Annotated in this window: 21 protein-coding genes; 8 read left to right on the top strand and 13 right to left on the bottom strand. The window is 51.9% G+C overall.

Going from position 1 to position 17,692, the window contains the following annotated elements; all coding sequences use genetic code 11:
- Positions 1-28 precede the first annotated feature (28 nt).
- Positions 29-811 (top strand): N-acyl homoserine lactonase family protein, encoded by a 783-nt coding sequence (locus BUA28_RS12120; protein ID WP_072768378.1) that lies wholly within the window; start codon positions 29-31, stop codon positions 809-811.
- 60 nt (positions 812-871) lie between these two features.
- On the opposite strand, the gene BUA28_RS12115 is transcribed toward BUA28_RS12120, so the two are convergent.
- Positions 872-1,300, bottom strand: a complete 429-nt coding sequence (locus tag BUA28_RS12115) for a hypothetical protein (protein WP_072768377.1) — start codon at positions 1,298-1,300, stop codon at positions 872-874.
- A gap of 210 nt (positions 1,301-1,510) precedes the next feature.
- Between BUA28_RS12115 and BUA28_RS12110 the strand changes: the two genes are divergently transcribed.
- Positions 1,511-2,152, top strand: coding sequence for a helix-turn-helix transcriptional regulator (locus BUA28_RS12110; RefSeq protein WP_072768376.1), 642 nt, complete (start codon positions 1,511-1,513; stop codon positions 2,150-2,152).
- 60 nt (positions 2,153-2,212) lie between these two features.
- Here the strand turns inward: BUA28_RS12110 and pgl are convergent, their stop codons facing one another.
- From pgl to BUA28_RS12090, 4 genes are all read right to left on the bottom strand, one after another.
- Positions 2,213-2,926 (bottom strand): 6-phosphogluconolactonase, encoded by a 714-nt coding sequence (gene pgl / locus BUA28_RS12105; RefSeq protein ID WP_072768375.1) that lies wholly within the window; start codon positions 2,924-2,926, stop codon positions 2,213-2,215.
- Between the two features lie 68 nt (positions 2,927-2,994).
- Positions 2,995-3,405 (bottom strand): DoxX family protein, encoded by a 411-nt coding sequence (locus tag BUA28_RS12100; RefSeq protein WP_072768374.1) that lies wholly within the window; start codon positions 3,403-3,405, stop codon positions 2,995-2,997.
- A 13-nt stretch (positions 3,406-3,418) separates the two neighbouring features.
- Positions 3,419-3,490, bottom strand: coding sequence for a helical membrane plugin domain-containing protein (locus BUA28_RS16445; RefSeq protein ID WP_371915220.1), 72 nt, complete (start codon positions 3,488-3,490; stop codon positions 3,419-3,421).
- Positions 3,491-3,711: 221 nt separating this feature from the next.
- On the bottom strand, positions 3,712-4,176 hold the full coding sequence (locus BUA28_RS12090) for a hypothetical protein (RefSeq protein ID WP_072768373.1): 465 nt from the start codon (positions 4,174-4,176) through the stop codon (positions 3,712-3,714).
- A 377-nt stretch (positions 4,177-4,553) separates the two neighbouring features.
- On the opposite strand from BUA28_RS12090, the gene rpsT reads away from it, so the two are divergent.
- The gene (gene rpsT, locus BUA28_RS12085) at positions 4,554-4,820 is read left to right on the top strand and encodes a 30S ribosomal protein S20 (protein WP_072768372.1); all 267 of its coding nucleotides are present in this window, start codon (positions 4,554-4,556) and stop codon (positions 4,818-4,820) included.
- A 270-nt stretch (positions 4,821-5,090) separates the two neighbouring features.
- On the opposite strand, the gene BUA28_RS12080 is transcribed toward rpsT, so the two are convergent.
- Entirely contained in the window at positions 5,091-5,867 is a 777-nt protein-coding gene (locus BUA28_RS12080; RefSeq protein WP_072768371.1) for a slipin family protein, read from the bottom strand.
- A 28-nt stretch (positions 5,868-5,895) separates the two neighbouring features.
- Positions 5,896-7,305: an NfeD family protein gene (locus BUA28_RS12075; protein WP_072768370.1), complete on the bottom strand. Its 1,410-nt coding sequence runs from the start codon at positions 7,303-7,305 to the stop codon at positions 5,896-5,898.
- Positions 7,306-7,449: 144 nt separating this feature from the next.
- On the opposite strand from BUA28_RS12075, the gene BUA28_RS12070 reads away from it, so the two are divergent.
- The 5 genes from BUA28_RS12070 (at position 7,450) to BUA28_RS12050 (ending at position 13,779) form a co-directional block, all read left to right on the top strand.
- Entirely contained in the window at positions 7,450-9,429 is a 1,980-nt protein-coding gene (locus tag BUA28_RS12070) for an aminotransferase class I/II-fold pyridoxal phosphate-dependent enzyme (RefSeq protein WP_072768438.1), read from the top strand.
- Positions 9,430-9,726: 297 nt separating this feature from the next.
- Positions 9,727-10,899, top strand: coding sequence for an aspartate aminotransferase family protein (locus BUA28_RS12065; RefSeq protein WP_072768369.1), 1,173 nt, complete (start codon positions 9,727-9,729; stop codon positions 10,897-10,899).
- Between the two features lie 88 nt (positions 10,900-10,987).
- Entirely contained in the window at positions 10,988-11,911 is a 924-nt protein-coding gene (gene argF, locus BUA28_RS12060; RefSeq protein ID WP_072768437.1) for an ornithine carbamoyltransferase, read from the top strand.
- Between the two features lie 64 nt (positions 11,912-11,975).
- Positions 11,976-13,217: an argininosuccinate synthase gene (locus BUA28_RS12055; RefSeq protein ID WP_371915219.1), complete on the top strand. Its 1,242-nt coding sequence runs from the start codon at positions 11,976-11,978 to the stop codon at positions 13,215-13,217.
- A 76-nt stretch (positions 13,218-13,293) separates the two neighbouring features.
- Complete coding sequence (locus tag BUA28_RS12050) at positions 13,294-13,779, top strand: YajQ family cyclic di-GMP-binding protein (RefSeq protein ID WP_072768368.1); 486 nt, start codon at positions 13,294-13,296, stop codon at positions 13,777-13,779.
- A gap of 14 nt (positions 13,780-13,793) precedes the next feature.
- Here the strand turns inward: BUA28_RS12050 and BUA28_RS12045 are convergent, their stop codons facing one another.
- The 6 genes from BUA28_RS12045 to BUA28_RS12020 all read right to left on the bottom strand — a co-directional run bounded on the left by BUA28_RS12045 (position 13,794) and on the right by BUA28_RS12020 (position 17,618).
- A complete protein-coding gene (locus BUA28_RS12045) occupies positions 13,794-14,510 on the bottom strand; it encodes a type 1 glutamine amidotransferase (protein ID WP_072768367.1) in 717 nt (238 codons plus the stop codon).
- A gap of 157 nt (positions 14,511-14,667) precedes the next feature.
- The gene (locus BUA28_RS12040; RefSeq protein WP_072768435.1) at positions 14,668-15,186 is read right to left on the bottom strand and encodes a FecR domain-containing protein; all 519 of its coding nucleotides are present in this window, start codon (positions 15,184-15,186) and stop codon (positions 14,668-14,670) included.
- Between the two features lie 104 nt (positions 15,187-15,290).
- Complete coding sequence (locus BUA28_RS12035) at positions 15,291-15,710, bottom strand: ExbD/TolR family protein (RefSeq protein WP_072768366.1); 420 nt, start codon at positions 15,708-15,710, stop codon at positions 15,291-15,293.
- On the bottom strand, positions 15,710-16,474 hold the full coding sequence (locus BUA28_RS12030; RefSeq protein WP_072768365.1) for a MotA/TolQ/ExbB proton channel family protein: 765 nt from the start codon (positions 16,472-16,474) through the stop codon (positions 15,710-15,712). Before BUA28_RS12030 ends, BUA28_RS12035 begins: the two co-directional genes overlap by 1 nt.
- 3 nt (positions 16,475-16,477) lie before the next feature.
- Positions 16,478-17,116, bottom strand: a complete 639-nt coding sequence (locus BUA28_RS12025; RefSeq protein WP_072768364.1) for an energy transducer TonB — start codon at positions 17,114-17,116, stop codon at positions 16,478-16,480.
- Between the two features lie 16 nt (positions 17,117-17,132).
- Positions 17,133-17,618: a TlpA family protein disulfide reductase gene (locus BUA28_RS12020; protein WP_072768363.1), complete on the bottom strand. Its 486-nt coding sequence runs from the start codon at positions 17,616-17,618 to the stop codon at positions 17,133-17,135.
- Between the last annotated feature and the right edge of the window lie 74 nt (positions 17,619-17,692).

The following is a 17,692-nucleotide window of genomic DNA, read 5'->3' as shown; positions in this document are numbered from 1 at the left end:
CGAGGTCTGGAAACACTGGGAAATTAATATGTCTCGCGATACGAAGATTTGGCCACTGTTGACAGGCACGCATCGCTACGAGAAGACAATCTCGACACGCAACCGCGGCCATGGCAGGTATATCGATGCGCCGATTCTTGCCTATTTGGTCGAAACGCCAAATGGACGCATCCTCTATGATGTCGGTTGCGACTATCGCAAGCTTGCTGATCCAGCGTTGCGCACAAAATATTTCGAGCCCATGCGTCATTCATTCGCGCCGCCTGCCATGGAGGAAGGGCAACGTATCCCTCGCTATCTTGCACGGTTGGGGCTCGGGCCATCCGATATCGATGTCGTGTTTATCGGGCATTTGCATTTCGACCACGCAGGCGGCCTTTGCGACCTGCCGGGTTGCGATGTGCATGTTCAGGCTGAGGAAGTGGCGGCAGCGCGCACCGGGCAGGATGGCAGCGTGTTTGCCGATGAGCTGGCGAGTGCGGGGCAATGGGAGATAATGACTGGAGAGTATATGCTGACCCCTGGCGTGCAAGCGGTTGCCAGCCCTGGGCATACTGCCGGACATATGTCGCTGTTCATTGAACTGCAAAAAGGGCCGCCAGTCATCTTGTGTGGGGATGCAGCGGATCTGGTGGAAAACCTGGACGAAGAAATCGCTCCGGGCTACTGCTGGCAGGATAACGAAGCACTGGCGCTCGCGAGCATTCGTAAGCTAAAGGCGCTCGCGCGCGCAGAAAACGCACAGCTTTGGCCCAATCACGATATGGATTTTTTCCTGGGCTTGCCAAGATTTCCGGCATGGAGGGACTGAACCGCCAGCCAGGCTAGACCGGCATGTTTCGTGATGGTTTCGTTGGGGGTCAGTTGGAACCTAATTGGAATTGGGATTGAGCTTCGCAGCATCTACAATTTGCCCTTCGCGGGCGGCAAATTCGCGTTGTGCCTGTTCTGATGCCATTTGCCGGTGAGCCGCGGCTTCTTTTATGCTTTCTTCCGCGTTTGCTTCGTATTTACGAACCAAAGCAGAAGTATGCGATTTCAAATCTTGGGCTCGACGGCCATAGAGATAGCCTTTCTCTTCGTAGTGCTCAAGTAATTTCTTTTGCTCCTTCGCCTTCGCCTGCATTTCTCTCGCTGTATTTTCAAAATACTGCGTCAGAGCATCATGGTCGCTGCGCGTTCTGGCATTCTGGGAGGCTTTTCTGATATTGGTGTTCTGAAGGGCTTCGTGAGGGCTCATCTGCGCGCAGGCGGCCAATAAGATGAGGGATAAGGCTGGGAATAAATTTCTTGTTCTCATGCCGCGCTCTCCTTTAGAATCGAGCGAGTGCTCCAAAAGTGGCGAAGCAAGGGCTACAATAAATTATTTATCTGAGAAAAAATTGTATGGAATGAGCTTGAATTTGTCAACTATTTTATGTGTAAAGTATCAAGATAGCGTATAGTGATAAATGCGTTATAACAATTTTTTCGAATTTTTAAAGCAGAGGGGGCAAGGAGGTATAACCAAATGGTTAATAAAATGGGTGCGCGTCAAAAGCAGTTACTCAAGCTATTGCGTGGAAACAGAACCGGCATGAGTGTGGATGAGCTTTCGAAAGGGCTTGAAATTACCCGAAATGCCGTGCGACAGCACCTCGCATCCCTGGAAGCGGCAGGATTGATTGCGGCAGGTGCTACGCGCCCATCTGGAGGAGGCCGTCCTCAGCAACTTTATGTTCTCACCGAGCTTGGCCAGGAAAGTTTTCCCCGTCAATATTCGTGGCTTGCGCAACTGGTGCTGGCGTCGGTTCAGCGTGAAGAAGGTGCGGAAAACATGGGTAAGCGGTTGAATGATATTGGCGCAGGTATAGCGCGGCAGATACGAAGCCAGTACCCGGAACTGACCACGCAACAGGAAAAGGTTGAAAAGCTTGCCGAGGTAATGGATCAGCTCGGTTACAATGCGAGAAATGCGACATTGCCGGGCGGCGAGCCGGTTATTGAAGCCGATAACTGTGTCTTTCATCAGATGGCGGTAAAAGATCTGGAAATCTGCCACCTGGATAAAGGCCTGATGGAAACGTTTACCGATACCAAGGTTGAGCACCACGAATGCATGGCTCGCGGTGGTGATCTTTGTAGATTCAGATTTTTGCCTAAAAAGGAGTAGCTTCTACTCCTTTTTTTTGCCTTTCTCTTTCTTTTCTCTTCTGCCTGAGGGTTCAGTGCATCATCCCGCAAGCGGCAGCAATAAAGCGGATTCCACCAGCACATCGACACCCGTTTCACCCATTATCGCTCGCGCAGGGATATTCTCCCCAGCACGCCACCTTGCCACTGCTTTATGCTTCGATGCGCCACTCACCAGAAAAATTATCTGACGTGAACGGCTTAGCCGCGCGGCACTGAGCGATACCCGCTGGGGCGGCCGCTTGGGCGAATTGAAAATCGCCAGTGCATCGGGAGAATCCGGAGCAGTGCCCCATTCGTTACCGGGAAAAAGGCTTGCAGTATGGCCATCTTCCCCGAGCCCAAGCAAGGTCAGATCGAACATGTCAACGCCCCGTAGGGTTTGTGCATATTCATTAGCTGCTTTATCCGCACGAATCTCGCTCGGTATTGCATGTACCTGGCTGGGGGGAATGGGCACATGCTTAAGCCATGCTTCCCCGGCCATACAAAAATTCAACTCTTCCACCGTTGGCGGCATGCAGCGCTCATCGCCAAAATAGATGTGCCAGGCAGTCCAATCCGTAGGGGCCGATCGCAACCGCTGATAAATTCCTCGCGGGGTTTCACCGCCAGCCAGTACGAGATTGAAACGTCCGCGTTCCTGTATCGCCATCGAGGCACCGTCGAGAATGGCGCCTAGCGCTGCTTCCTGTAAAGCTGACAGATCGTCGAATGAATGCCAGCGGTATTTTCCAGAATTGACGGTGCTCATGGTGGTAATTACCCGTGCTAATTAATCTTGTAAACAGCTTAAACGGTAGAGCTGACTATGCTACCACACTAATCCGGTCTGATTGCCATCCGGCCGCTGCCCAGGAATAATACCGCGAGACCCGAAAATAGATAAAAACCCTGTAATTCCAGCGCCCAGCCACCTGAAGTCGTCAAAGTAAACAGCTGGCTGCGGTGTGCCAGAAAAAGTGCAAACATCATATTGCCGAAAACAAGTAAACCGCCGAGGCGTGAAAAAATTCCCAGGATTATCATTAGGGGTGCGATAACCTCACCCAGATAAACCCCATAAGCCAGGGCCTGAGGTAGATTATTGCCAGTGAGTTGCTTGCTGATGAAATCGAGAGAGCCTGGATTGAGTATCTTGTGTACGCCATGGAAAAGTATCAGCGTTCCTACCGTAACGCGGAGGATCAATTTACCGAGGTTATCATTGTGAAACGGATTGCGCACTATCATGTCTCCGGTGACTTCAAAAGCAGATAACGAAATAAAGCGCCCGCCGGACGTCCGGATCGTTCATCGATTTCATCAGTTGAAGCAACCCCGGCGTCGGAAACCACCGACATAGGTCGATCAGGTTTTAAAGATTTCCGTGCTCGCCGATAGCGCAACACCGCCTTATTCGCATCGGCAAAGATGGGTGGATTTTGGGCGCTAAGGATCAATAGGGTGGAAGGGGTGGGGGCAATGCCAACGCATTGCGCCAGGCTGGCGGGATTGCTCGGCCTGGCGAAAAATCCTCAGTTATCCTGTCGAAACCCACTAGTGAGATTCATTTACGACCCTAAATTCTTGTACGCTGGGTGCGGCAGCGTAATTTTTTTCTTTAAATTTTAAGGCGATCTGCCGGTGAGTGGCAGCTTCCTTCGCATCCGCCTTCGCGGCTTTTTCATACTTGCGTATTAACGCGGTGGTATGCGCTTGCAGATCCTGAGATTTTTTCCCGTAGAGATAGCTTTTTTCCTCGTAATGCTCAAGTAACAGTTTTAATTCTCTCGTCTTTGCCTGTGCCTTCCTGGCTTCATCTTCATAGTATTTGGCCACAATCTCATGCCGCTTTCTGGCCTCATCTTCATAGTATTTCGCTATGGCTTCGTGGTTGCTTCCGGTTGGGGCATCCTGCTCCGGCGGGATATCGGAATTATCGACGGTTGCTGTTACGGGAGAACTCAACGAAGCCAGCAAGCCAAGCAGGGGCAACGCGGCAACAATATTTATTGTTTTCATTTCGATGTGTTCTAATATCTGTATTTTACCGACGTAAGAACTGAAGTGTAGACGAAATTTACCGCAGAATATTCCTTGACTCAAAGTCTACCTGATAGGTATGGCTTCGTCAACTTCAGTATGTTTAAAGTACCCGGCTTTGCATTTATACCGACGTATGTTATGGATGAATCCATGAGATGGAGCCTAACATTCATTGCGTTGACGCAACCCCTGATGAAAGAGAACTCAAAGTAATACCTTTGAGAAGAACCGGTTGATGTTTAGAGAATCTTGGGACGTCCAAGGCTTATAATACTCTCGGTTTTCCTTGCAATATGCCGGGAACATCCGTATCATTTATAAAATTTGCGTAACATTTAATTCGAGGAATTTTAATGGCCAATAGTGCACAAGCCAGAAAACGTGCGAGACAAAATGTCAGCCAGCGCGACCGTAATACGAGCCTGCGCTCGGAATTGCGCACCGCAATCAAGCATGTGAGAAAAGCTATCGAGTCTACCGACAAAACCATTGCACAGGCTGCGTTCGCGGCTTCCATCGGTACTATAGATTCCATTGCGGACAAGGGTATCATCCACAAGAATAAGGCAGCTCGCCATAAAAGCCGGCTATCGGCCGCCATTAAGACGATGGCCTCCTGATCGTTCGACAGCATAAAAAAAGCCCGGGTTTCCGGGCTTTTTTGTTATGCGGCAGCATAGGGGCGCACTTGTGGGTGAAAGTCCCACCGTAAGTCGATCACAGCAAACGAAGTAGAGCTAGAGTGCAACACCATGCCACGGGATACGCACGAATCTGCGTCTTGAGCAGGAAAGGATCGGTTTTAGCCGGGTGAAGTCCGCGTTATCGGTGCTCACGCAGATACAGCGGGGCTGGTGTATAGAAAATCAGCCGTCCTCGATCCTCAGTCGTCAGGGAATTTCCGGATTACGATTCTTGAGGACATCCATTAGAGGCGATACCAGATCCATCGGTATGGGAAAAATAATGGTATTGGATTTATCACTGGCGATGTTTGTGAGCGTTTGGAGATAGCGCAACTGCATTGCCCCGGTTTGCTGGGAAAGAATTTGCGCCGCTTGCATCAATTTGTCCGATGCCTGCAATTCGCCTTCGGCATGAATCACTTTTGCGCGACGCTCACGCTCTGCCTCCGCCTGCCTGGCAATGGCTCTTATCATGGATTCATCAATATCCACATGTTTTATCTCGACGTTGGATACCTTGATGCCCCAGGCGTCGGTCTGAATATCCAGCACCTTCTGAATATCCAGATTGAGCTTCTCACGTTCCGCCAGCATTTCATCCAGCTCATGCTTGCCCAGCACGGAACGCAGAGTAGTCTGTGCAAACTGACTGGTGGCGGCAAGGAAATTTTCCACCTGGATGATGGATTTTTGTGGATCGACTACCCGAAAATACACCACCGCGTTGACCTTTACCGAAACGTTGTCGCGCGAAATCACGTCTTGGCTGGGGACATCCATGACCACAGTACGCAGGTCGACTCGCACCATTTTCTGAATGCCGGGGATTATTATGATCAGGCCGGGGCCTTTGACTGTTTGAAAGCGGCCAAGCAGAAAGATCACCCCACGCTCATATTCCCGTAATATGCGAAATGCCGAGAAAAGCACTGCGATAAGGATGATAATGAGTGTACTAAAAAAACCAAAATTGGCGAACATGGAAATCTCCTTTGGTTATTTCTCTGGACTATTTCTCTGCCGGGACCACATGTAAAACCAGACCGTCGATTTCTGTTACGCGCACTTTCTGTCCTCGGGCCAGAGGTTGCTCACTATGCGCGCTCCACAACTCGCCATGAACGCGCACCATGCCTTCGCTGGAAGTATCCTCCAGCATCTCGCCCACGGCGCCGATCATCGCTTCATGGCCGCTGACGATGGGGTTGTGCCGTGATTTCAGCGCCATGCCGGCGACGGAAATCAGAAATAGTGCGCTAGCCACGGATATCCCAGCGATCATGGGCCAGGGAATGCCGTAGCCGGGAAGGTCGGTGTCGATCAGCATTAACGAGCCGGCTATAAAAGCAATCATCCCGCCAACGCCAAGTGCGCCGAAGCTCGGTAAAAAGGCTTCTGCCGTGATGAACGCGATGCCGAGCAGAATCAAGGCGAGTCCGGCATAGCTGACCGGCAGTAACTGGAATGCGTACAGGGCAAGCAAGAGGCAGATGGCGCCCGCCACGCCGGGCAATACAAAACCTGGATTGGAAAACTCGAAGAACAATCCGTAAATGCCGATAAGCATCAGTATGTATGCGACGCTGGGATTGGTAATGACGGCGAGTAGTCTTGTACGCCAATCGGGCTGGACAGCTTGTATTGTGGCTGAAAGGGTATCAAGGGTCAGGTTCTGCCCGAGTATGGTCACTTCCCGGCCATTCAGCTGCCTTAACAAATCTGGCACGTCAGCAGCGACATAATCGATGACCTTGAGATTCAGGGCGTCGGCTGCTGATAAGCTTACGGCTTCATGCACAGCGCGTTCCGCCCATTCAACGTTGCGCTTTCGCATCTGCGCAAGCGCGCGTATATAAGCCGCGGCATCGTGGATTATTTTGCGCGACATTGCGTCTTTTTTGGGCATCCTGTCTTCTGTCGCTATATCCCGGTCGCCGGTCTCGTCTGCCTGATTTGCGGATGAGTTTTGAGACGGTTTGGGCCTGGTTTCAGGCCCAGGCTCTGGTTTCGGCTCAGGCTCAGGCAGACCGCCGATCTGTACCGGGGTCGCCGCACCCAGATTTGTACCGGGTGCCATCGCTGCGATGTGGCTGGCATAAAGGATATAGGTCCCGGCACTTGCTGCCCGGGCTCCGCTCGGCGCCACGAAGGCCGCTACCGGCACGGGTGAGGCAAGAATGCCGCGTATGATCTGCCGCATCGAAGAATCGAGGCCGCCCGGCGTATCCAGTTGCAATACGACAAGTAGCGCACCCTCGGCGGCTGCACGCTCCAGGCTGCGCTGGACGAAATCAGCGCTGGCTGGCGCAATAGGACCTTCTACCGTCGTTACCACCACCGGCGCAGCCGGAACGAACGTCGGCAACAGGAGCAGCATTGCTGCCATACCACTACGCAGCGTGAGGACGAACAGTTTCATCCTGTCACTATAGACTGTTCCAACCCCGGCTGCATTTCAGCCGGAAAAATGCGACTCGCGACGGTTTATTTAGATATCCTGCGACTTGCAATCACCATTGTTTTGGCGCATAAAGCGATTTTCATATTTTAAGAAATGGTGTTCATGAAGAAACCCACGAGCCGAATTCTCATCATCAATGACGAGAACCTGATACTGAAGGAATTCATCAAGGGATTGAATAGCGCCGCCAAGTCCCTGGAAAACCCGTTGGGCATCACTTTTGCCGGCGTTACCACTGCACGCGAAGCACTGCAAGCGATCCAGGATGACGGCGATATTCAATCGGTACTGGTGGACGATACGCTTTATACGTTGAAAAATGGTGAGAAGGGTTCCCGCAACCTGCAAATGACCGCATTGAAGCTGGTGCAGGAAATTACCCGTTTTCGCCCTGAGCTGGATATCTATATTTTAATTGCCCAGGAGAAAGAGGATGAAGTGGTGGATGCCCTCTTTACCGAAACGGTTGATGGCTATTTCTACCGCGAAGAGCGCGATTATCGTGGGATGTACCGCATCCTTAATGCTCAGCTTCAGGAAAAAGCACGCACACCTTTTTATGATCAGCTCAAAAATTACGTATTGATGGCTAAGGATGCCTGGCATACGCCGGGTCATTCCTCAGGCGATTCGCTACGCGACAGCCCCTGGGCCAGCGATTTTTATCAGTTTATCGGTGAGCATATTTTTCGTGCCGATCTATCGGTCTCGGTACCGATGCTCGATTCGCTGATGGAGCCAACCGGCGTCATTGCTGAAGCGCAAAAGGTTGCGGCAAAGGCCTTTGGCGCGCGGAGAACCTTCTTTGCCACTAACGGCACCTCTACTGCCAATAAGGTGATATTCCAGACGTTGCTCGCCCCGGGCGAGAAGCTGTTGCTCGATCGGAACTGCCACAAGTCCGTGCACCATGGAGTCGTATTATCCGGCGCTCATCCGATTTATCTCGACTCATCTGTCAACAAGAAATTCAGTGTTTATGGACCGGTACCGAAACAGACTCTGTTCAATGCCATCGAAGAACATTCCGATGCGCAGGCGCTTATTCTTACCAGTTGCACTTATGATGGGCTCCGTTATGATTTGCCGCCCATCATCAAGGCAGCGCATGCGAAAGGTATAAAAGTTATCATCGACGAAGCCTGGTACGGTTTCGCCCGTTTTCATCCGGCTTTCCGCCCGACCGCGCTTGAGGCGGGCGCCGATTATGCGACGCAGAGTACGCACAAAGTACTGTCGGCTTTTTCTCAGTCCAGCATGATTCATATCAATGATCCCAGCTTCAACGAGCATCTGTTTCGCGAGAATTTCAACATGCATACTTCCACCAGTCCGCAGTACAGCATGATTGCCAGCCTCGACGTTGCCCGTAAGCAGGCGACGCTGGAAGGGTACAAGCTGTTGTCGCGTACTTTGGAATTGGCGCAGGAAGTGCGCGAGCAGATCAATTCAACCGGCGTCTTTCGCGTGCTGGAACTTGTCGATCTGATGCCTGATGAGGTAAAGCATGACAATATCCAGCTCGACAGCACCAAGGTCACCGTGGACATTTCCCGCTGTGGCTTTGCCGTGGAGGATTTGATCCGGGAATTGTTCGAGCGTTATAATATCCAAGTGGAGAAGTCTACATTTAATACTCTTACTCTGCTTCTTACCATTGGTACTACCCGGAGTAAAGTGTCGCGCCTTTATGATGCACTGATGCGAATCGCGCGTGAGGGTCGCGCGCCAAGAAGGCTCTATCATATTCCGGAGATCCCCGGTTTTACCAATCTTAAATATCTGCCGCGTGATGCGTTCTACTGCGGTGGCGAACTGATGCCTTTGCTGGATGAGCAGGAGCGTATAAATAACGATCTGGATGGCAAGGTTTGCGCAGATCAAATTACTCCCTACCCGCCGGGTATCCCGGTGCTGGTGCCGGGGCAGACTATTACGCACGAGGTTGTGCGATACCTTATCAGCATGCTGCGCTCCCAGAAACGGGTTGAAGTGCATGGAATCGTTTACGACGGCTACTTGCCATGTTTGAGGCTGCTTACCGCTGCTGAGGAAAAGGGCTTGAAAAAGCTGGTTAAATAGGTAAAGATAATGGGTTGCACCTAAAAATTATTCTTGCGGCGCACGGCGGCTTTGGCCGCCGTGCCGCTTTCAGACTTGGCAAACATTGATACCCACTATGGAATCCCTGAACAAGTCCTACGCGGGCCCGACGACAGCACTGCCCCATGCGAGCCTCAGCCAGAAGATATCTCTACCTCGGCGCCTTTCCCGGCTTTGGCTTTTTATAGTCGGCCCCTATATTCGCCCCGCGCTATACAATCATTCCGATTTTGCCGGCAGTTTACTTCACAGAGAATTTATTCAGAGGCCTCTTAAATGTCCAATTTGATGAACACCTACCTGCCGCTGCCCGTTACATTTGCGAGGGGGGAGGGGGTATGGCTGTGGGATGAGGAGGGCAACCGCTATCTCGACGCCCTCGCAGGCGTTGCCGTATGCGGCTTGGGGCATTGCCATCCAGAGATTGTGAAGGCGCTTTGTCATCAGGTCGGGACGCTTATTCATACTTCCAATCTTTACCATATTGGAAAGCAGGAACAGCTAGCCAGCCAGCTTGCCATACTGTCGGGTATGGATAACGCATTTTTCTGCAATTCGGGCGCCGAAGCAAACGAAGCCGCGATCAAACTGGCAAGACTGTATGGGCATGGTAAAAATATAGATCTGCCCACCATTATCGTAATGGAGAAATCCTTTCACGGCCGAACTATGGCCACCTTGACTGCAAGTGGCAATCGCAAGGTGCAGGCAGGTTTCGAACCATTGCTCACCGGTTTTGCGCGGGTTCCATACAATGATCTGGAAGCAGTGGCGCAGGTGGGCGTGCACAACAAGAACGTTGTCGCCATATTGGTTGAGCCCTATCAGGGCGAAGGCGGCGTGAATGTACCGCAGGCAAGCTACCTGCAAGGATTGCGCCACTTGTGCGATCAGAACGGCTGGCTGCTGATGCTGGATGAGGTGCAGTGTGGAATCGGCCGCAGCGGCAACTGGTTCGCTTTCCAGCACAGTGGCATCGTTCCTGATGTGGTGACACTTGCCAAGGGCTTGGGTTCGGGCGTACCCATTGGCGCCTGTCTGGCAAAAGGTTTGGCATCGGAAGTATTCAAGCCCGGCAACCACGCCTCTACTTTTGGTGGCAACCCGCTGGCCTGTACTGCTGCGCTGACCACGCTCAAGGTAATCGAAGAAGCGGATTTGCTAAGGAACGCGATGGAGGTGGGCGACTTCATGCGCAGTATGTTCAAGGCACAGCTCGCCGACTTGCCCGATGTAAAACAAATTCGTGGTCAGGGATTGATGATCGGCATCGAGCTCTCCAGACCTTGTGGCGAACTCGTAATGGCAGCCTTGAAGAAAGGACTGTTGATCAACGTAACCTCGGATAAAGTGGTGCGTCTCCTGCCGCCGCTAGTGATTAAACGGAACGAGGCCGAACAGGTGGTAGCCATCTTGTCCGGTCTGGTGAAAGAATTTTTGGCGGCATGACAAGATAGTAAATCTCGAAAAATGAGCCTTGAAAAATACGGCCAGCTCATATTTTTCCAAATCGGCTCAATCTATGGTTCAGCATATCATGCAGATCAAGCATTTTTTACAGTTCAACGATTTTTCCCGGGAGGAGTTCGAATATCTGTTCGAACGTGCACGCTGGATCAAGCATGAGTTCAAGCAGTACCGGCGCTACTGGCCATTGCAGGATCGCACTCTCGCCATGATCTTTGATAAGCATTCAACTCGTACCCGACTTTCATTTGAAGCCGGTATGCATCAGTTGGGCGGTGCGGCGATTTATTTATCCACCCGGGATACCCAGTTGGGCCGAGGCGAACCTGTAGAAGATGCAGCGCGCGTGATTTCGCGTATGGTGGATATCGTCATGATCCGTACCTATGAACACGACATCATCAGGCGTTTTGCGGCGCACTCGCGAGTACCCGTTATCAACGGACTGACCGATGAATATCATCCCTGCCAGATCATGGGCGATATTTTTACTTTTATTGAGCAGTTCGGCAGTATCTCCGGCAAGACGGTGGCGTGGATCGGAGATTCAAATAACGTCTGCAACACCTGGCTCCAGGCAGCTGAGGTGTTCGATTTTAACGTGCATGTCTCGACGCCTCGCGGTTACGAAGTGGAGCCGGAACGAGCCGGCCTCTACGGCACTGACCACTATGAGGAATTTGCCGATCCGCATGACGCAGTGAGAGATGCGGATCTGGTTACGACGGATGTATGGACCAGCATGGGCTTTGAAGCGGAAACCGAGGAACGGAAAAAAGACTTTGCGGATTTTCGCGTAGATGCGGAAATGATGTCCTGCGCCAAGAAAGAAACGCTGTTCATGCACTGCCTGCCTGCCCATCGCGGCGAAGAGGTGGCGGCGGAGGTTATCGACGGTCCTCAATCCATCGTATGGGAAGAGGCCGAGAATCGTCTGCATACCCAAAAAGCATTGATAGAATATCTGCTGTTGGGAAGGTTGGCGGAAATCTGATAACTCGAATTTTCAACTGTTATATTGCAAGAACGCAATTCGCATTTCTATTGACGAGCCAAGCATGAAAAAAATAAAGCAGGTTGATGTGTCTAAAATTAATAAGGTTGTTCTTGCATTTTCCGGGGGCTTGGATACATCGGTAATTTTAAAGTGGTTGCAGGATACCTATCAGTGTGAGGTAGTAACTTTCACTGCGGACATCGGGCAAGGGGAGGAAGTAGAGCCGGCGCGCGCAAAGGCGACGCAATTGGGAGTGAAGGAGATCTTCATCGAAGATCTGCGTGACGAATTCGTGCGTGATTTCGTTTTTCCCATGTTTCGTGCCAATGCGGTATATGAGGGCGAATATCTGCTTGGCACCAGTATCGCCCGTCCGCTGATCGCCAAACGGCAAATCGAGATAGCGCAGATAACCGGAGCAAATGCGGTTTCCCATGGCGCGACAGGGAAAGGTAATGACCAGGTGCGGTTTGAGCTCGGCTACTATGCGCTTCAGCCCGATATTCAGGTGATTGCGCCATGGCGCGAATGGGACCTTACTTCCAGGGAAAGCCTTTTAAAATATGCGGAAACGCATGGCATCCCGGTGGAGATGAAGAAAAAGGGCGGGTCCCCTTACAGCATGGACGCCAATCTGTTGCATATTTCCTATGAAGGTCGAATCCTTGAAGATCCTGCGCATGAGCCGGAGGAATCCATGTGGCGATGGAGCGTGTCGCCCGAGAACGCACCGGATAAGGCAGAATATATCGAACTGGAATTCAGGCAAGGCGACATCATCGCCATAAACAGCCGGAAACTCTCCCCGGCGGACGTACTTGCCGAACTTAATCAGTTAGGTGGCAAGCACGGTATTGGGCGCCTGGATCTGGTGGAAAATCGTTACGTGGGCATGAAATCCCGTGGATGCTATGAGACCCCCGGTGGCACCATCATGTTGCGTGCGCATCGGGCCATCGAATCCATTACCCTCGACCGTGAGGTTGCCCACCTTAAAGACGAACTGATGCCGCGCTATGCCGAACTTATTTATAATGGTTATTGGTGGAGCCCGGAGCGCAGAATGATGCAAACGATGATTGATGCATCCCAAACGGCGGTAAACGGCTGGGTGCGAATAAAGCTCTATAAAGGGAACGTGATCATAGTCGGACGAGACTCTAAAACAGACTCTCTGTTCGATTCGCACATTGCCACTTTTGAGGAAGATCAAGGCGCATATAATCAAACGGATGCGGCTGGATTCATCAAGCTCAACGCGTTACGAATGCGTATCGCCGCAAATTTAAAAAACAGGCAATAATTACAGGGCTGCACTTCATGTTTTCCATCGGTTAAACTTGCCGCAGCCCCAGTCCGTAAACCAGGAAGAGACTATCGTGCCTTCATTCGACATTGTTTCCGAAGTTGACAAGCAGGAAGTCAGAAATGCAATTGACCAGGTGAACAAGGAGGTGACCACACGCTTTGATTTCAAGGGATCGGATGCGCGCGTGGAGCAAGCGGATTACACGCTTACCGTTTACGCAGATGACGACTTCAAGCTGAGTCAGGTTCTGGATATTCTGATGGCCAAGCTCGCCAAGCGTGGTGTCGATGTGCGTTGCCTGGACGAAGGGAAGCCGGAAAAAATCAGTGGCAATAAAGTCAAACAGCAAGTCACGGTTAAAACAGGGGTGGAAAGCGAGCTTGGAAAAAAGATTATCAGGCTCATCAAGGATAGCAAGCTCAAGGTTCAGGCCAGTATCCAGGGTGACGCGGTGCGTATTTCAGGCGCAAAGCGTGATACCTTGCAAGAGGCGATACAGCTCGTCAAGAAATCGATCACCGAATTTCCGCTGCAATTCCAGAATTTCCGCGAATGATTCGCCGTATTATCTCAGCCGGTTGTTGTGTTCATAAGGCCGGAAATCCAACGCTCATATAAGCGGCAAGCTATCTGATTCAGTACCGATACTCGCTCGGTCAGGCCCGTCTGTATTGCCTCTGCCGATTGCACCGTTGGTCCAGGGTTGTTGGAAATTTCCTCAGCGCCTGCTTTGCACCAGGCTTTCACCATTTCCTCAGTCATCTCGACATGACATTGTAATGCCAGATGCGTGCCCATTGCGAATGCCTGATTTTCGCAATAGGGACTCGAAAGCAGGAGAGCCGCTCCCTCCGGAATGGTAAAACCTTCTCCATGCCAGTGGAACGCCTCAAAGCTCGACAATTCTCCAAACCAATCACGTGCAATAGGATTGTCCGCGACGTTTACTCTACCCCAGCCGATTTCGCTGACCGGGCTTCTGCTTACCACTCCTCCCAGCGCTTTCGCCATCAATTGCCCACCAAGACAATGGCCCAAAACCGGAATATTGTGTGTTACCGCCTGCCGGATTAATGCAAGCGCGGGCGCAATCCATGGGAGATCATCGTTTACGCTCATGGGCCCACCCATGAATACCAGCCCGCTAAAATAGTTGGCACGGGTGGGTAATGCCTCATTAAAGTCGACCTTGACGAGCTGGTAAGGAATGGAATGGGAATCCAGAAACGGGGCAAGATAACCTGGACCCTCTATTGGAAAGTGCCTGAAGATTGCAACGGGTTTCATGAAACGCGCTATTTAAAGTTGATGCACCTGAGGTTGGCGCCGAGGCGAACATTGCTCTGCTTCCGGTGTGGGTGCAGTGCTGAGGGGAATGATTAAATCACATAGCGGTATCGGTAGCGCATTGGCAAGTTGGTCCACGTGACGCTGTGCCGGATTCTTATTGATTTTGGCGCCACGCCGCTATGTCTGCGTCCGCGATCACTCTCTGGCCGGTGACTCTTATGCCGTCGAAATCCGCCTGTTCGTGGGCACCGACCAGATATGTTCCATTCTCTACCAGAATCTCTACCTGACCGTCAGCCACTGCAATAGTACCGCCATTTACTCGTTTACTAACGCTAAAACGGGTACCGATATCGTTGATATACGTTGTACCGACTTTCACTTGCAATTTGCCCGCCCCCCCGCCTTTGGCGTCAAAATAAGCGTTGCCTCGCAGCAATTCGATCTGGGGAGGCTTTGCGTTGCTGACAGTTACACTGCTGTCGGCATCCAGACTGATGTCAATATCCGGTGTGGCTGTAATGGTCACCCGTTCTCCTGGTACAGTTTGGTGTATTCGGGTGGCCATCGGCTTGGCGATGAACCATGACATCAAACCCAGACCGAGAGCCGTGGTAGCAATGGAACCATGCAGCAGGAGGCTTCGCCATCGGGTGCGAGCAGCTAGAGCCATATAATCCTGACCGTTGAGGCAAGGCGTCTGCCACATGGCATGTATATGCTCAAAGTTCTGGCCATTAGCATCCCGTTTTCCCAACTATGTTTTGGCAGACGTTACTATTGTGTAGTCGGATCGGTAACAAACCCAATTCGTACTAATCCGGCTTTTGCTGCGATAGACATCACCCTTGCCACGTGCTCGTACTGGACATGCTTATCAGCGCGGATATGCAGCTCGATATCGGGATTCTGTTTTGCCGCTGCGGCAAACCGGGGCGCCAACTGATCCATGGTTACCGCTTCACCATTCCAGTATAGGCTAGCGTCGCCCCGAAGCGCAAATTCAACGTGATCCGGTTGCGTAATATTTGGGCTACTCGACGCTTTCGGCAGATCGACTTTAACTGAATGGGTCAGCAAAGGTGCGGTGATGATGAAGATCACAAGTAATACCAACATCACGTCCACCAACGGTACCACGTTGATTTCGGACATCGGCATCTGACGGTTGCCGCCATCCATGCTGCCAAAAGCCATCACGACCTCCTTTCATTGGGTGCAAGCGCGGAATTCATTGTGGGGGCGACTACGCGCAGCAGGCGCTCATCCCCAGCGGAGCTATTATTTTTGGCGCCCACCGCAATCAGTACAAATAGATCGTGAGCAAAGGCATCCAGGCGCGCCAGCCAGATGCGATTGCGCCGCACGAATGTGTTATAGGCCAAAACCGCCGGAATTGCCACCGCCAGTCCCAATGCCGTCATAATCAACGCTTCACCCACCGGGCCGGCGACTTTATCCAAGGTACCCTGACCGGATAGTCCAATTTGTACCAGTGCGTGATAGATGCCCCATACCGTGCCGAATAGCCCGATATAAGGCGCGGCGGAACCTGCCGAGGCTATTACCGTGAGTCCGTTTTCGACGCGGGTTGCTTCCTGGTCGAGGCCATTACGTAATACGCGTGTAATGAACTCGCTTGCTCCGCCGGCCGCAGCAAGTTTTTGCAAGCCGTGTTTTTCAGAGTCAGCTGCAGCCTCCAACGCAAGTTGCGCCAATTGCGCAAACGCATTATCACCCGAGCCTTCGTGCAGCGTCGAGTTCACCTCCTGTAGCGAACCGGCGCTCCAGAAACGCTTGAGAAAAGCTTCGGCCTGCCGGTTGGCCAGAAAATTCGAGATACCTTTGGTGAGTATCAAATACCAGCTTGCCACCGAAAGCGTAAGGAGCAGTACAAGCACGCTGATACCCACGCCATCGAGCTGGGTGAGAAAATTTGAAAAGCCGAGACTTTTTTCCATCGGTCAATCTCCTTGGAGTACAAAGTTGAAGGGTTGCAGAGCAATGGCACGGGCCGGCTGGCCATTGCGCACGGGCGGATTGCATCGCCAGGTTTTTACCGCGGCCATGGCGGCTTCATCCAGACGCTTAAAACCGCTACTATCGATTACCTGTACTACGTTAACATGACCTTTTTCGTCCAGTTCCACTCGTAGCATCAACTTGCCCTCTTCGCCTAGCCGCCGCGAAAGCGCGGGATAAGCGGGCGCGTTCAGTTCGGGGCACGCGACAGATAGTTCCGAGGAGAGCGTAACGGGTCCCGGCGACATCTGGGGAGGAGCGGCTTCCGCCACTGGCTCCGGTTCTGGTTCGGGTTCGGGGAGGGAAGGGGGTGCAACCCGCTCACTCTCGGCCACTACCGGTTTTTCCGCAACCAATTGCTGTGATTTCGGCTTCTTTGGCGGCTGAGGCTTAGGCAAGGGGGGAGGTGGCTCAGGCTTGGATTCTTCCTTCGGCTGGAAGGAAGGGATAAAGTTCACCATCAACGTCGCCAGCTGTTGCGGCGGCGGGATCAATTGTTGTTTGAATAGATAGTAGAGCAGCGCCCCATGGACGGCGAGGACAAACATCACGCCGGGTAAAAAGGCAGGATTATGCTTCATCGCTTTATATTCGATATCACGAGTCGGTTGTCGTATTGCGGGCCAGCCAATCTTCTACAAACTTTTTGTTGACGAGGCCGGTCTTGACCTCGCGTTGGTGCTTGCGATCATAAAAATACGCCCTGGGTACTTCGCCATACCAGCGACTATCAATTTCAAGACGCAAGCGTTCTGGCATGTCCTCTGCAAAAACCCATTGCTCGGTATTATTCATACCGTAGCTTTCCGCCCGGGAGGCAAGTTGCGGCGTATCGCTGACTGTATCGGTGGCGATCAATACGACGTCCAGCTTGGGATGGCTGCGTTTGAGCTCGCTTAGCATCTTCAACTCTGTCGGGCAATATTGACATTCAAGAGACCACAAAACGAGAATGAAAGATTTACCTTCCCGGGGCGCAAGAACCTTCTGGAGGCTCCCCGCGGTAAAAGGACGGACGCTTTCAGCCGCAGCAACGGCAGTTACAAAACTTAGCATTAACATGAGAACTAAACGCCGTATCATTGAATGTCCTCCGCTGGGCTGAGTATAAGAGACAGCTTCTTTTGGACTACCCATGAGCAGTGGTAAAATAGCTG

It is taken from the genome of Nitrosospira sp. Nsp11, from assembly GCF_900142705.1.
GTDB lineage: Bacteria > Pseudomonadota > Gammaproteobacteria > Burkholderiales > Nitrosomonadaceae > Nitrosospira.
Note: the sequence above shows the minus strand (reverse complement) of the source record. Positions and strands in the feature narration are given on the sequence as shown.